This window comes from Clostridioides sp. ES-W-0018-02, assembly GCF_020658175.1.
Taxonomy (GTDB): Bacteria; Bacillota; Clostridia; order Peptostreptococcales; family Peptostreptococcaceae; genus Clostridioides.
In genome coordinates this window covers 1,327,347-1,341,724 of the sequence record NZ_JACVVY010000001.1, presented here as the reverse complement: position 1 = coordinate 1,341,724, position 14,378 = coordinate 1,327,347, and the positions used below count along the sequence as shown (strand labels likewise).

11 protein-coding genes are annotated in these 14,378 nt (G+C 27.7%); 10 read left to right on the top strand and 1 reads right to left on the bottom strand.

From position 1 onward, the window contains the following. Positions 1-195 precede the first annotated feature (195 nt). The 3 genes from pyrR (at position 196) to cplR (ending at position 4,173) form a co-directional block, all read left to right on the top strand. Positions 196-729, top strand: coding sequence for a bifunctional pyr operon transcriptional regulator/uracil phosphoribosyltransferase PyrR (pyrR, locus tag IC219_RS05915; RefSeq protein WP_227432464.1), 534 nt, complete (start codon positions 196-198; stop codon positions 727-729). A gap of 284 nt (positions 730-1,013) precedes the next feature. Next, a complete protein-coding gene (locus IC219_RS05910; protein ID WP_227432465.1) occupies positions 1,014-2,222 on the top strand; it encodes a uracil-xanthine permease family protein in 1,209 nt (402 codons plus the stop codon). Positions 2,223-2,514: 292 nt separating this feature from the next. After that, positions 2,515-4,173, top strand: coding sequence for an ABC-F type ribosomal protection protein CplR (gene cplR / locus IC219_RS05905; protein WP_227824208.1), 1,659 nt, complete (start codon positions 2,515-2,517; stop codon positions 4,171-4,173). A 189-nt stretch (positions 4,174-4,362) separates the two neighbouring features. Here cplR and IC219_RS05900 read toward each other — a convergent pair whose 3' ends face one another. Beyond that, positions 4,363-6,138, bottom strand: a complete 1,776-nt coding sequence (locus IC219_RS05900; RefSeq protein ID WP_227432466.1) for an NFACT family protein — start codon at positions 6,136-6,138, stop codon at positions 4,363-4,365. A 310-nt stretch (positions 6,139-6,448) separates the two neighbouring features. Here IC219_RS05900 and ltaE point away from each other — a divergent pair, with 310 nt between their 5' ends. The 7 genes from ltaE to priA all read left to right on the top strand — a co-directional run bounded on the left by ltaE (position 6,449) and on the right by priA (position 14,376). Next, on the top strand, positions 6,449-7,483 hold the full coding sequence (gene ltaE, locus IC219_RS05895; RefSeq protein WP_227830781.1) for a low-specificity L-threonine aldolase: 1,035 nt from the start codon (positions 6,449-6,451) through the stop codon (positions 7,481-7,483). A gap of 287 nt (positions 7,484-7,770) precedes the next feature. Beyond that, a complete protein-coding gene (dapF, locus tag IC219_RS05890) occupies positions 7,771-8,601 on the top strand; it encodes a diaminopimelate epimerase (RefSeq protein WP_227482881.1) in 831 nt (276 codons plus the stop codon). A gap of 3 nt (positions 8,602-8,604) precedes the next feature. Next, positions 8,605-9,486 (top strand): YicC/YloC family endoribonuclease, encoded by an 882-nt coding sequence (locus IC219_RS05885; RefSeq protein WP_227482880.1) that lies wholly within the window; start codon positions 8,605-8,607, stop codon positions 9,484-9,486. 29 nt (positions 9,487-9,515) lie between these two features. Beyond that, positions 9,516-10,133 (top strand): guanylate kinase, encoded by a 618-nt coding sequence (gene gmk / locus IC219_RS05880; RefSeq protein WP_227432470.1) that lies wholly within the window; start codon positions 9,516-9,518, stop codon positions 10,131-10,133. 2 nt (positions 10,134-10,135) lie between these two features. Beyond that, a complete protein-coding gene (rpoZ, locus tag IC219_RS05875) occupies positions 10,136-10,402 on the top strand; it encodes a DNA-directed RNA polymerase subunit omega (RefSeq protein WP_227432471.1) in 267 nt (88 codons plus the stop codon). Positions 10,403-10,406: 4 nt separating this feature from the next. Continuing rightward, entirely contained in the window at positions 10,407-11,606 is a 1,200-nt protein-coding gene (gene coaBC, locus IC219_RS05870; protein ID WP_227830780.1) for a bifunctional phosphopantothenoylcysteine decarboxylase/phosphopantothenate--cysteine ligase CoaBC, read from the top strand. 280 nt (positions 11,607-11,886) lie between these two features. After that, complete coding sequence (gene priA / locus IC219_RS05865; protein WP_227830779.1) at positions 11,887-14,376, top strand: primosomal protein N'; 2,490 nt, start codon at positions 11,887-11,889, stop codon at positions 14,374-14,376. Positions 14,377-14,378: the final 2 nt, after the last annotated feature.

The window sequence follows — 14,378 nt, the reverse complement described above, 5'->3', positions numbered from 1 at the left end:
CGATACAGAGATATCGTAAGACAATTGCTGAATTAGACTATATATTTTTTTATATAAAAGCTTCTTGTCTTGTGATGAGAAGTTTTTTGTTGTTTAAATTGAAAATTTTAATAAAGTGGTTCTATAAAAATTTAAGAGAGAGGAGTAGATTTGTCAAAATAAAAGAGAATATATTTTTTTGACAATAGTTATGATATGGTAGAAAAAGCTCAATTAATGGATGAAAAGGCTATAGCAAGAGCAATTACTAGGATAAGTCATGAGATAATTGAAAGAAATAAAGGTGTAGAAAACCTAGTCTTAGTTGGAATAAAGACTAGAGGTGTACCAATCGCAAATAGAATATCTAAAAAAATAGAACAAATAGAAGGAACAAAAGTAGATACTGGTGATATTGATATAACACTTTATAGAGATGACTTAGAAAAAATTAATGTTGAACCAGTAGTCAAAGGAACATATCTAGATTTTAATGTAGATGATAAAACAGTAGTTTTAGTTGATGATGTGTTATATACAGGAAGAACTGTAAGAGCAGCACTTGATGCTATTATTGATATAGGAAGACCTAAATCAATACAATTAGCAGTATTAGTGGACAGAGGACATAGAGAATTGCCTATAAGAGCAGATTATGTAGGAAAAAATGTCCCTACTTCAAGACATGAAATTATATCTGTTAGTTTATTAGAAATTGATGGAGAAGATTCAGTTACAATCAAAGAATAGTGGTTTTTTAATATTATATAAAAGCTCAGCATTGTATAGTCATGGAGGAGGATAAAGCTTACATATATTGCACAAAATAAATAATACAAGTTTATTAATGTGTATATTAATGTAGTCTCTATTCTCCTTTATTTTGGTTTTCAATGTCGTAAAATGTAAAAAAATGATAGTTTGTACAGTAAGTATATAGAGATTAAAAAATAGAATCTAGGGAATTATAATTAATTAAAAGATATTAATTGAACAAAGGATTTATTCATATATAATAATTTTTGGAGGTTTTTATGAAAAAAACGATAATGTCTTTACAACATTTATTGGCCATGTTTGGAGCGACAGTATTAGTTCCCATTTTAACAGGCTTTAATCCATCAGTTGCAATTTTTTGCGCTGGTGTTGGTACATTGATATTTCATTTTTGTACAGAAGGAAAAGTACCTGCATTTTTAGGTTCAAGTTTTGCTTTTATTCCTGTTATACTAGCAGCTAAAGAAGCTTATGGAGGAGATTTGGCATATGCTCAGGGTGGTATAATAGTAGCAGGATTAATTTATATTATAATGTCAATTATAGTAAAATTAGTTGGGGTGGATAAAATTAAGTTATATTTTCCAGCACAAGTTACAGGAGCTATGATAGCAGTTATAGGTTTGAATTTATTACCAACGGCTTTTAATATGGCTTCAGCTAATTTTATAATAGCTTTTTTGACTTTAGCAATAGCAATTTTGACTAATAAGTTTGGTAGAGGATTTATAAAACAATTAGGTATATTAATAGCTGTTTTTTCTGGATATATAATATGTTTGGTATTAGGATTAGTAGATATAACTACAATTACAGAAGCAAGTTTACTTGCTATACCTGACTTTACAATTCCTAAATTTAGCTTAGGAGCAATTGTAATTATATCTCCAGTTGTTTTAGCTGTATTTATGGAGCATATAGGAGATATGACTACCAATGGTGCTGTTGTAGGAAAAAACTTTATAGAGAATCCAGGATTAAACAGAACATTACTTGGTGATGGATTTGCAACTATAGTAGCAGGATGCTTAGGTGGACCAGCTAACACTACTTATGGGGAAAATACAGCAGTACTGGCGATAACTAAAAACTATGACCCTTCAATACTTAGACGTACAGCAGTATTTGCTATATTGCTTGCATGTGTAGGGAAGTTTGGAGGATTTCTTCAAAGTATACCAGGTTCAGTTATGGGTGGAATCAGTATAATGCTATTTTCAATGATAACTTATGTTGGGTTAAAAACTATAAAAGATAGTTCTTGTGTAGAAAGTAAAGTAAATATATTGATAATAGCAGTTATATTATTGATAGGTCTTGGAACAACTTACTTATCTAATAAAGGGATTTCTATAGGAATTCCTATAACAAGTACTGTAAAGATAACTGGTCTTAGTTTGGCTGCGATTGTAGGTATTGTACTAAATAGAATATTGAATAATCAAGATTTTAAAGTTGAAAAATAATAATTAATTAAGTATATATTATTTTAAATAATCAATTTTTTATAGACATCGGCAATCAATATTGATATAATGATTAAAAATAAATAAAAGAAAGGGTAAGGTAACTGGGAAGATGAGAATATAATCTATTTTTTATAATTTAAAGTATTGTAAATTTTGAAAAGCCTATATTGGTGGCTTTATTTATAATGCTTAAATTAAGGAGAGTAGATTATAGTCTATACGTTTAGTTATTGTGCCTATTTATGTAAATCTCTCCTTATATTTAAGTATACCAGGGAGGGATTTTTTTATGATGTTAATAAAAGTAGAAAATTTAAAAAAATATTATGCTGATAAATTAATTTTGGATATAGATAAACTTGAAATATTAGAGAATGAGAGAATAGGTTTAGTGGGTTCAAATGGTCAGGGAAAAACAACTTTATTAAAAGCAATATTGGGTGAAATAGAAATTGATGAAGGTTGTGTTTATCTTACAGATAGCTATTCATATATAAGTCAGAGTGAAAATAATATTGAAAAATGTAATGATAGTAAAGAAAAAAGTCTATTAAATGCGCCAGATAAATTTGAAGATTATTTATCTGGAGGAGAAAAAGTTAAGCTAAAGATAGCAGATGCACTGAATAATAAGAAAAATATAATAATAGCAGATGAACCAACTTCAAATTTAGATAAAAAGAGTATAGATATTTTGGAAAATATGTTTAAGAGACATAAAGGAGCATTATTATTAATATCTCATGACAGACGTTTTTTAGATGAATTATGTACAACTATATTGGAATTGGAAGGTGGCAAATTAAAAGTTTATAAAGGTAATTACACTGATTATTTAGAACAAAAGGATGCGGATACAAAAAGATCTGACTTTGAATATCATGAATATATAAATGAAAAAAAAAGATTGGAGAAAGCTCTTTTAGGCAAAAAAGCTTTAAGTGATGGTATAAGGAAGACTCCAAAACGAATGGGGAATTCAGAAGCTAGACTCCATAAAATGGGTGGTCAAACAAATAAGAAAAAAATAGATTCAAGTGTAAAAGCATTAAAAAGTAGAATTGAGAAATTGGAAGTAAAGGATAAGCCTAAAGTTTGTACAAATATGAATATTAAAATACAGGATGGTATGGAAATAATCAGCAAAAACTTAGTGGAATTAAAGGATTTAAGTTTAAATGTGGGAAAAAAGCTTTTACTAGATAATATTTCTTTCAAGGTAAAAAGAGGTAAGAAAATAGCTTTATTAGGCGATAATGGATGTGGAAAAAGTACTCTGATAAAAGAAATACTTAGTAATAAAAATGATTGTATAAGGATAAATAACAAAGTAAAGATAGGTTATTTTGACCAAAATCAAGATTTGTTAGATGAGGAAAAGAGTATTTTGTACAATATCAAAGCAAATAGTTCATTTGCTGAGTCTTTTATAAGAATAAATTTAAATTTATTTGGATTTAAAGGTGATACTGTTTATAAAAAAGTTAAAGTTCTTAGTGGGGGTGAAAAAGTAAAGATAGCTTTATGCAAAATAATACTAGAAGATAATAATTTTTTAGTTCTTGATGAGCCAACTAATTACTTGGATATAAAATCTATGGAAGCATTGGAAAAAGCATTGATAAATACTGATAAAACTATGCTTATAGTATCTCATGATAGAGTATTTATATCTCATATTTGTGACTATTTTTTAGAAATAAAAGATAAGAATATAAAGGAGTTTGATTGTAACTATAGTGATTATATCATTAGTAGAAATAAAAAAACTTCTAGTAGAGAAAGTAAAGTTAAACAAGAAAATCTTTTAGTATTAGAAAATAGACTTACAAACATTATATCTATGCTGTCAATAGAAAAAGATAATGCAAAAAAAGAGTGTTATGAATTAGAATATAATGAGCTATTAGAAAAAATTAGACGTATAAAAAATAATGTTCAAAATTAAACTAATCGTTGTTTTTTTATAAAAATAGAAATTAATCAATTTAAATATAAGTATTGATTATTAAAAAACTAAAAATAAACAAATTTAAAAGTGGCATTCTTGTACAATAAGAATGCCACTACTTTTAGTTAATATGATAAATATATTATTATTTACCAGTCAGAAATTTTTATATCTATGAGATATATTTTATTCGGATTTAATTTTAAGCTTAGCTACCATTTCTTCTTCAGGAGTAACATAAATAGTACTATTAGTTTCATAGATAACCATGCCAGGTTTAGAACCACTAGGTTTCTTTACATTTTTTTTCTTTGTGTAGTCCACAGGTACTTGAGAAGAAATCTTTGATTTGCTAAAGAATGCAGCTAACATAGCTCCTTCAAATATAGTATTATCAGTAATTTCTTTACCAGCACATTTTATTATTACATGAGAACCTGGAATATTTTTTGTATGCATCCATAAGTCATCATTATCAGCAAGTCTTAATGTAAGATAATCATTTTGTTTGTTATTTTTTCCAACCAAGATTTTAAATCCATCAGAAGAAATAAATTCATGAGGTTTTGTAGAAGGAATAGTGTCTTTTTTACTACTTTTCTTTTGGGCTTTGATATATCCAACTTTACCAAGTTCTTCTTTTATATCTTGTAATTCAGCCAAATTTTCACAGTTTTCAATACTCAAAATTATGTTTTCTAAGTAATCTATTTCTTCTTTGTTTAATGAAATTTGGTGAGATATTTCAACTTTGGCATGTTTCATTTTAGTATACTTTTTAAAATATTTTTGAGCGTTTTCAGATGGAGTCAAATTTTTATTTAATTCTATTGTTACATTTTTACACTCTTCATCATAGAAGTTGGCAACATCAACACTTTCCATCCCTTTTTCTACCATATATATATAAGATGTAATTAGTTCACCCTTTACTTTATAAATATCTGCATTTTCAGACTCTAATAATTCTTCTTCTTGTTTTCTAAGTTTGTTATAAAGTCTATCCAGTTTAACAGATATGCTTTTCTTTAAGTCAGATGAACGTTGATTGATTCTATCTTTAATATCTTTAGTTCTGTAGAAATCCTCTAGTATATTAGAGATGCTTTCTTTATTGATATATGATAAATCATTAAACAATGTAAGATTGACACAACTGAAATCAACGACTTTATCTAATTTTTTATCTATAACAATACAAGGTGAAAACTTATTAGAATTTATATCATTAAATAAACTACAAAATTCTTTGTATAAAGAATCAAACTGTTGACTAGATATATCTTTGCTAATAGCGTTTTGATTTACATCTGCTCTATAACAAATTTCTTTGGCGATAGTAGGGCTTATACCTAAAAATTTAGAATATATAGACTTAAAAATAGGTCCATCAAATTCATTTAGATTGTTAATAAACGAATCTTTAGATATATTATCAAGAGGGTTAAGTTTATCTTGCTTTGGTGGCAATGAGTAACTATGTCCAGGTAAAACCTGACGAACTCTACTTATACTAAAAGGCACTCTTTTTATAGAATCTATAATTTTATCATCTTCATTATGAGTTACTATTATATTACTATGTCTTCCCATAATTTCAATTATAATATTTTTGATTGTCTTTTCTTTTAATTCATCTAAAGATTCAACACTGATTTTTATTATTCTTTCAAAACCAATTTGAGAAATTTCTATAATATTTCCACCTTGTATATATTTTCGAAGCAACATACAAAACATAGGCGCCTTTAGCGGATTTTCTTTTTTATAATTGCTTGTTAAATAAACCCTAGGATTTGAAGCACTTGCACTTAAAACCAATCTAAAATTTTCTTTGTTGTTTCTTATATTAAAAATTACTTCATCATCTTCAGGTTGATGAATCTTATCTATTTTTCCACCTGTAAGCTTTGATGATAATTCATCTACTATTGAATGTATAACTAATCCATCTAATGCCATGTATAGCACCCCTTTCTTTGACCAAAATAAGTCAGTAAATTAATTATACACATAATATATGCTCTATGACTAGGGGGAATTTAAACAACATGGATTAATGTGTAAATTTTATAATTATTTATACTTACAGGATATACTCACAAGAGAATAGGAAGTATATTTTTAAATTAATAATTTAAATTTGCTTAAATATAAAACAAATGTAGTATAATTAGTGTGTAAAGAATAACTTATAAAAGTATATAAACTTTACAAAGCTAAATAAATATTAAAGCTGTATAGTATATGAATATGAAAGAAGGTTGAAAAAATGAAATTTATTGATTTAAGAAGTGATACTGTTACTATGCCTACTGATGAAATGAGAGAAGCCATGGCAAAGGCTCCTGTTGGAGATTCAATCTTTAGAGATGACCCTACTGTAAATAAACTTGAAGAATTAGCAGCAGCTAAAGTTGGAAAAGAAGATGCTATTTTCCTTCCAAGTGGAACTTTTGGAAATCAGTTAGCTTTGTTTACTCACTGCCTAAGAGGTCAAGAAATCATTATTGGTAAAGGGTATCATATTGTGACTCATGAAGTTGGAGCACCTGCTGTAATAGCTGGAGTTCAACTTAGAACTATAGATGAAGATGAAAGTGGAGCTCTTAATCCTGAGCTTGTTGAGAAGGCAATTAGGAGAGATGATATACATGAACCACAAACAGGTCTTATATGTGTAGAAAATGCATATTCAGGTGGAACTGTTGTAAGCCTTGACAATTTAAAAGAAATTAAAAAAATAGCTGAAAAACACAATTTACCAGTGCATTTAGATGGAGCGAGATTATTCAATGCAGCATTAACTTTAGGTGTAGAAGCTAAAGAAATTGCACAATGTTGTGACAGTGTTATGTTCTGTGTATCAAAAGGTTTAGCTGCACCAATGGGTTCTATTCTTGCTGGAAGTAAAGAATTTATAGCAAAAGCTAGAAGAAAGCAAAAAGTTATGGGTGGAGGCATGAGACAAGTTGGTATAGTTGCAGCAGCTGGTATAATTGCCATTGAAAAAATGACACTGAGATTAAATGAGGACCATGATAATGCAAAATATTTAGCTTGTGAGTTGGATAAAATTGAAGGAATTGAAGTAAATAACACTAGTCCAGACCTGAGTATGGTATTCTTTAAAATGAGTGAAGATGTAATAAGAGAAGATGTTTTAATAAAAGAGTTTTTTGAAAGAAATATAAAAATCAATAAAATGGAAAATGGGGAGTATAGATTTGTAACTCATGTAGATATTACTAGAGAAGATTTAGATTATGTTTTAAAAACACTTAAAGAATTAATAGGTGTATGCTAATTAGGTATGTTCAAAAAACTAAATAGAAGATGCTAAATATTTTATTTAAAAAATTCATATACAGTTTAAATAAACTATACATAAAATTCATATAGAAATATTATTATATAAATATAGAAAGAACTAGCTTAAAAACATAATATAATTACCCTAATTGTAATGGCAACTCTCCCTCACATCCTCAAATTATAGTTGTCATTACAAAACTTTTCCCATAAATTATAAGTTTATGGGAATTTTTTTATGTTATAATAGTTTAAGTGTTAATTTACAAAGGAGCGATACTTATGAAATTTTGGAAACTACATGGAATAGGCAATGATTTTATTGCAATAGATGGAAGATTTGACCAAATAGATTCATCAAATTATACTGTTTTAGCAAAAAAAGTATGCCATAGAAGATTTTCTGTAGGTGCGGATGGGTTACTAGTTGTAAAAAATTCAGAAATTGCAGATGTAGAAATGGTGTATTATAATTCTGATGGTTCAAGAGCAGCTATGTGTGGAAATGGACTTAGATGTTTTTGTAAGTTTGTTTATGATAATGGCATAGTTAAAAAAGAAAACTTTACAGTAGATACACTAGATGGTGTAAAAAATATAAAAATAAACACTATAAATGGAGAAATAAATACTATAAAAGTTAATATGGGAAAAGGAAGTTTTTTAGCTAAAGATGTTCCTGTGTTAACTGACGAAGAACGTTTTGTACAAGAAAATATAAAAGTTTTAGATAAAGAGTTTAAGATTACATCTATGTTGATGGGGGTTCCTCACACTGTGGTTATAGTGGATGAATTAAATGTAGATGAAGTTTGTAAATATGGAAAAGAGATTGAAAATAATAAAATATTTCCGAAAAAAACGAATGTAAATTTTGTAAAAGTAGAAGATAAGTATAATATACATGTCTATACTTGGGAAAGAGGTTGTGGATATACTTTAGGATGTGGAACAGGTATGACTGCATCAGCAATAGTATGTAATTTACTTGATATGGTAGAAAATAGTGTAAATGTGACTTCTCAAGGTGGAACAGTACGAATAGATATAGGAGAGTTTTCTTATATGACAGGTCCAGCAGTAAAAATATGTGAAGGTGTTTTGGAGGTTTAGGTAATGGCTATAAGTATGACTGGTTTTGGAAGAGGAGAATACAAAGACGACAACTATTATTTTTTAGTAGAATGTAAAACAATAAATCATAAATATTCAGATATAAATATACGTCTTCCAAGAAAAATTTCATTTTTAGAGGATAAAGTTAGAAATTTAGTAAAAAACTATGTAAAAAGAGGAAGAGTTGATTTATACATAAAATTTGACTTATTAGGCAAAGAAGATGTAAACTTAAATTTTGATGAAGGATTAGCATCTCAATATATAGATATCTTAAAGGAAATAAAAGACAAATTTGATATTATAGATGATATTAGTGTTATGAATGTTGCAAGATTTCCTGATATTATAAAAATAGAAGAAAAAGATGAAGATGAAGATTTATTATGGTCGATGTTAAATCAAGCTGTAGAAGATGCAATGATAAAACTAAGAGAAATGAGAAGTGAAGAAGGTAAAAAACTAGCTGAAGATATTACCATGAGATGTGACTTATTAAAAAATCATATAGAAGAAATTGAAAAATATTCAAGTAGTGTTGTAGAAGACTATAGAGAAAAACTAAATTCAAGAATAAGTGAAATGCTAGAAGACCCAAGTATAATAGATGAAAATAGGTTAGCACAAGAAGTTGCAATATATGCAGATAAAAGTAGTATAACAGAAGAGATAGTTAGGTTTAAAAGTCATATTGGTCAGCTTAAAAAAACTATATTTAAAGACGATTCTATAGGTAGAAAAATTGATTTCTTAATACAGGAGATGAACAGAGAAACTAATACAATAGGTTCAAAATCATCTGATATAAATATAACTAATTTAGTAGTAGAAGTGAAAAGTGAGTTAGAAAAAATAAGAGAACAAATACAAAACATAGAGTAAGAATACAATATTAGAAGGGGAATATTTAAATGTTTACAAAAAAAGGATTATTGCTAGTTGTATCAGGTCCATCAGGTGCAGGAAAAGGTACTATTTGCAAAGAATTACTTAGAGAGAATGATACAATAAAACTTTCTGTATCAGCTACTACAAGAAAACCAAGAGCAGGAGAAGTTGATGGAGTAAATTATTTCTTCATAAGTAAAGAAAAGTTTGAAGATATGATAGGAAAAGGTGAGTTTTTGGAGTATGCTCAAATTTATGATAATTTTTATGGAACTCCAAAAGCAGCAATAATGGAATGTTTAGAAAAAGGACAGGATGTGCTACTAGAAATTGAAATGCAAGGAGCAAAACAAATAAAAGAGGTTTGTCCAGAAGGAGTATTTATATTTGTATTACCTCCATCACTTGAAGAGTTAAAAAATAGAATTGTTGGAAGAGGTACAGAGACAGAAGAAGAAATAGAAAAGAGATTTAGTTGTGCATATGAAGAAATAAAAATGATTAAGGATTATGATTATTTTATATTTAATGAAGATGTGAAAACATCTGCTAAAGAAATAGAAGGTATAATATCATCTGAAAAGAATAAAGTTAGCAGATATAAAAATATTATAATAGAGAAATTTAAGGAGGAATTATAATTATGTTAAAACCATCTATCAATGAGGTACTAGAAAAAATAGACAACAGATATTACTTAGTAGGGACTGTTTCAAAGAGAGCAAGAAAGTTAATTGATGGAGACGAACCATATGTTCCAAACAAAGCTAAGGAAAAACCTGTATGTGTAGCTACTAAGGAAGTTGCAAGTGGAAAAATAACATATAGATTATTGACAGAAGAAGAAATAGAGATAGAAGAAGCTAGACACTACGCTGAGCAACATCAACAAATTTCAGAAGAGGAGTAAGGTCATGCTAAAAAATAAGACTGTTGTAATTGGCATAAGCGGCGGAATAGCTGCATACAAGGCTTGTGATGTTGTAAGTAAATTAAAAAAATTAAATGCAAATATCCATGTTATAATGACAAAATCAGCAACAGAATTTGTTAGACCACTTACACTTCAATCACTAAGTCAAAATTATGTAGTAGAAGATATGTTTGAAGAACCAAAATCTTGGGAAGTTGAACATATATCATTAGCAAAAAAGGCAGATTTGTTTCTAATAGTACCAGCAAGTGCAAATGTTATAGGAAAAATTGCAAATGGTATAGCTGATGATATGCTAACAACTACTGTTATGGCAACAAAAGCACAAGTTTTAATAGCACCAGCTATGAATACTAATATGTATGAAAATCCAATTGTCCAAAAAAATATAAAAACTTTAGAGGAATTTGGATATAAATTTATAGAACCAGAAAGTGGAAGACTTGCATGTGGAGATATTGGAGCAGGAAAACTAGCTAAACCAGATGTAATAGTAGAGTCAGTTTTAGCTAATCTTACGAAAGAGCAAGATTTAAAAGGTCAAAGTATAATAGTTACAGCTGGACCAACTGTAGAAAGTATAGACCCAGTAAGATATTTAACTAATAGGTCTTCTGGTAAAATGGGATATTCTATAGCTAAAGAGGCTATATCTAGAGGTGCTGATGTAACATTAATATCAGGTCCTACAAATCTCTCTATTCCACAAAACCTTAAAAAATTTGTACAAATAGAATCAGCACAAGATTTGTATGAGGCAGTAGTATCAAATTTAAACGAAAATAAAATAGTAATTCAAAGTGCAGCAGTTGCAGATTATAAGCCAAAAACTTATTCTGACAAAAAGATTAAAAAGAATAATGATGATTTATCAATAGAATTAAGTAGGAATTATGACATTGCTTATGAAATAGGAAAAATAAAGGAAGATAGGATATTAGTTGGATTTGCTGCTGAAACTAATGACTTAATAGAACATGCCAAAGGAAAAATTGAAAAGAAAAATTTAGATTTTATTGTGGCAAATGATTTAACTAAAGAGGGAGCTGGTTTTAGAACTGATACTAATATTGTAAAAATAATAGATACAGAAGGAAATATTACTGAGTACCCTAAAATGAAAAAGGAAGAAGTAGCTAATGTTATATTAAATAAGATTAAAGTGTTACTTGAGAAATAAGAACTTTTTTAAATATGATATTTGTGTATTTTATCACAGCTAAAGTGGCTGAAAGCTACAATTTACTTTTAGCGAGTAAAAACTCGCAAATGTCAGTTAAATTGTGGTTTTCAGCATTTATTTTGCCATAAAGTATAAAATATGATTAATAGTTAATTATTAAGATATATCTAATATTAGTAATAACTTGAAACTTTTTAGATATGCTGAGATTTTTTTGATATATTATAAAATGTGTTAAAATATGAGCAGTAGATTAATTTTAAGTAGGGGTTTTACAATGAAAAAATATGCAAAGGTAATAGTTAGAAGCAATACTATATACACAGATAATTTATTTACATATCAAATTCCTGTATTTTTAGAGGAAGTTATAAGTGTTGGGCATAGAATATTAGTGCCATTTGGAAGAGGTAATAAACCAACAGAAGCCTTTGTATTTCAACTTACAGATAATTTAGATGAAAAAATAAAGACTAAAGAAATCATAGAGATATTAGATGAAAATCCAATATTTAGAGAAGAAGATTTAGAGTTGGTTTACTGGATGAAAAATAGATATTTGTGTACTTATATAGAGTGTATAAATTTGATATATCCAAAAGGATATAAACTAAATAATTACAAAGTAGTTTTACTAGGTGAAAAGCTAAATGGATTAAGTGAGACTGAATTATATGAAAAGATATCAAAGCTGAGTGATAAAAATAGAGAGATAGTAGAAAAAGTAGTTGCTAGTAAAGGAAAAATTAAGGCTGATAAGTTAAAATATATAGCGAATCTAAATAATTATCTATATACAATGAATAAAAATGGAATTATAAAATTATGTTGGGAATACAAAAATCATAAAAATGAGAAGAAAGTATGCTATGTATCTTTGGGTTTAGAAAATGATAAAATTGATGATTATATAGAACAAAATAAAATAAGCATAGGAAGCAAGCAAAAAGAGATATTAAATTTTCTTAAAAATAATGAAAATGTAGAGATAAATGATTTATTGGATTTATTAAATGCTTCAAAGCAGAGTATAAACTCTTTGAGTAAGAAAGAGTTAATAACTTTAGAATTTAAAGATTATTATAGAGAGCCAAAAAGTATTTACAAATCTATATCAAAAAGTATAAAATTAAACAATGAGCAACAACAAGCGGTTGATGAGATAAATTCAAGTATGTTTATAGATGATAAAAAGCCATATTTAATTCATGGTATAACTGGAAGTGGAAAGACTGAAGTTTATATGGAAATAATAGAATTTGCATTAAGCCAAGGTTTAGATAGTATATTTTTGGTTCCTGAGATAGCATTAACTCCCCAAACGATAGATAGATTAAAGAGTAGGTTTGGCGATTTAGTTGGAGTGTTTCACAGTAAACTATCTGAAGGAGAAAAACACGACGTTTATAAAGCTGTTAAAGCTGGCAAGATAAGAGTTTTAATTGGTGCTAGGTCAGCACTATTTGCTCCTTTTAATTCTTTAGGATTGATAATAATTGATGAATTTCATGAGTCATCATATAAGTCTGAAAAAAATCCTAAGTTTAACGCTATAGAAGTAGCTAGATTTATGGCATTAAAAAATAATCTAACTCTTATTTTAGGTTCAGCGACACCTTCAATTGAAGAGTATTATAGAGCAAAAACTGGTGAATATAAACTTATAAATATAAAAAATAGAGCAAACAATAAACCACTTCCAAATATTGAAGTTGTAGATATGAAAGATGAATTAGATATAGGTAATAGAAGTATATTTAGTTTAAAACTTCAAAGAGAAATAAGTTGTGCGATTGAAGAAAATAGTCAGGTAATACTATTTTTAAATAGAAGAGGTTATGCAAATTTTGTATCATGTAGAAAGTGTGGCTATGTGTTTCAATGTGAAAATTGCGATATATCTTTGACATATCATAAAAAAAGTAATATTGGAAGATGCCATTATTGTGGATATGAAAGAGAAATTCCAAAAGAATGCCCAGAATGTGGAAGTAATTATGTTAAGCCATTTGGAGTAGGAACTCAAAAAATTGAGGAAGAGTTAAAATGTATTTTTCCAAATATAAAAACTTTGAGAATGGATAAAGATACAACATCAAAAAAGGGTTCATTAGAGGAAATACTAAATAAGTTCAAAGATAAAGAAGCAGATGTATTGATAGGAACGCAGATGTTAAGTAAAGGATTGGATTTTGATAATGTAACTTTAGTAGGCATTTTGTCAGCAGACATGATACTAAATTTTCCTGATTTTAAAAGTTTTGAAACAACCTTTCAGTTGATAACTCAAGTTTCTGGAAGGGCAGGAAGAGCAGACAAAGAAGGTAAAGTAGTACTTCAAACATATGATACTGAGCATTATGCTATTAAGCATGCCATAGAGTATAATTATGAAGGTTTTTATGAAGATGAGATAAAGATAAGAAAGGCATTTGGATATTCTCCTTTTAATAACATGTTAAGCGTAGTTGTTAGTGGTGAAGATGAAAGATTAGTTATAAAAAATATAAAAAATATGCATGCATCTTTGATTTATTTATTAGAAAAAAGGGGTATAAACGACTTAGGGTTTATATTAGGACCCAATCCATGCTCAATATCAAAAATAAATCAAAATTATAGATGGCAAATACTCTTTAAAGATGAAAATATTGAAATTAATCTCTTAAAGGGTATAATAAAATATATATGTATAACAAAACGAGATTTGATATTTAATAAGAATATTAATGTATCTATAGATATTAATCCAAATAGTGTATTATAAAT

Excerpts from the sequence above, each read along its gene's own strand:
- coaBC (WP_227830780.1), top strand. The coding sequence starts at position 10,407 with ATGCTAAAAAATAAGACTGTTGTAATTGGCATAAGCGGCGGAATAGCT.
- ltaE (WP_227830781.1), top strand. The coding sequence starts at position 6,449 with ATGAAATTTATTGATTTAAGAAGTGATACTGTTACTATGCCTACTGAT.
- dapF (WP_227482881.1), top strand. The coding sequence starts at position 7,771 with ATGAAATTTTGGAAACTACATGGAATAGGCAATGATTTTATTGCAATA.
- rpoZ (WP_227432471.1), top strand. The coding sequence starts at position 10,136 with ATGTTAAAACCATCTATCAATGAGGTACTAGAAAAAATAGACAACAGA.
- gmk (WP_227432470.1), top strand. The coding sequence starts at position 9,516 with ATGTTTACAAAAAAAGGATTATTGCTAGTTGTATCAGGTCCATCAGGT.
- IC219_RS05910 (WP_227432465.1), top strand. The coding sequence starts at position 1,014 with ATGAAAAAAACGATAATGTCTTTACAACATTTATTGGCCATGTTTGGA.
- IC219_RS05885 (WP_227482880.1), top strand. The coding sequence starts at position 8,605 with ATGGCTATAAGTATGACTGGTTTTGGAAGAGGAGAATACAAAGACGAC.
- pyrR (WP_227432464.1), top strand. The coding sequence starts at position 196 with ATGGTAGAAAAAGCTCAATTAATGGATGAAAAGGCTATAGCAAGAGCA.
- cplR (WP_227824208.1), top strand. The coding sequence starts at position 2,515 with ATGATGTTAATAAAAGTAGAAAATTTAAAAAAATATTATGCTGATAAA.
- priA (WP_227830779.1), top strand. The coding sequence starts at position 11,887 with ATGAAAAAATATGCAAAGGTAATAGTTAGAAGCAATACTATATACACA.
- IC219_RS05900 (WP_227432466.1), bottom strand. The coding sequence starts at position 6,138 with ATGGCATTAGATGGATTAGTTATACATTCAATAGTAGATGAATTATCA.